Source organism: Streptococcus sp. 339 (assembly GCF_013277285.1).
Lineage (GTDB): Bacteria > Bacillota > Bacilli > Lactobacillales > Streptococcaceae > Streptococcus > Streptococcus pseudopneumoniae.
In genome coordinates this window covers 1-715 of record NZ_VMMR01000128.1, presented here as the reverse complement: position 1 = coordinate 715, position 715 = coordinate 1, and the positions used below count along the sequence as shown (strand labels likewise).

Annotated in this window: 1 protein-coding gene and 1 pseudogene; both read right to left on the bottom strand. The window is 39.4% G+C overall.

Features of this window, described 5'->3' with window-relative positions; genetic code table 11:
- Window positions 1-64, bottom strand: a pseudogene (locus HT736_RS11325) (30S ribosomal protein S9); the annotation flags it as partial.
- A 19-nt stretch (window positions 65-83) separates the two neighbouring features.
- Window positions 84-530 (bottom strand): 50S ribosomal protein L13, encoded by a 447-nt coding sequence (rplM, locus tag HT736_RS11320; RefSeq protein ID WP_001044624.1) that lies wholly within the window; start codon window positions 528-530, stop codon window positions 84-86.
- Window positions 531-715: the final 185 nt, after the last annotated feature.

Here is a 715-nt window from a genome sequence, read left to right as displayed (position 1 = left end):
CAAGGCGAACGCGTGCAACAGCGTTTTTACGACGTCCAGTACCTGCATATTGTGCTTGTGACATACTTTATTTGTTCCTTTCCTTAGATAAGTCCTGAAATGTCAAGAACTTCTGGTTGTTGTGCAGCATGAGTGTGCTCAGCTCCAACAAATACTTTCAACTTCATACCTTGAGCGCGTCCAAGTGTATTGTGTGGAAGCATACCTTTAACTGATTTCTCGATCAAACGTACTGCATTTTTAGAACGAAGTTCACCTGCAGAGATTTGTTTCAATCCACCTGGGTGGTTTGAGTGAGTGTAGTAGATTTTATCAGTTGCTTTTTTACCAGTTAATTTAACTTTTTCAGCATTGATAACAATCACAAAGTCACCTGTATCAGTGTGTGGTGTAAATGTTGGTTTGTTTTTTCCGCGAAGTACGCTAGCAACTACTGCAGAAAGACGTCCAAGTGGTACATCAGTTGCGTCAACTACGTACCATTTACGTTCAACTTGGCCTGGTTTAGCCATAAATGTTGTTTTGTTCATGATTTCTCCTATATATAGTTCGATTTTTGTTTACGGTGATGGGTGTTCCTTCCCATCGAAAAGTATTTGGAAGGTTCCGGGGCCTTTCAAATGGGGTAAACAATACCGCTTACTATCATACCAAATTTCACCCCTAAAAGTCAATAGATATGAAAAATATTTTTCGGTAACTTCTCAAAGTAACT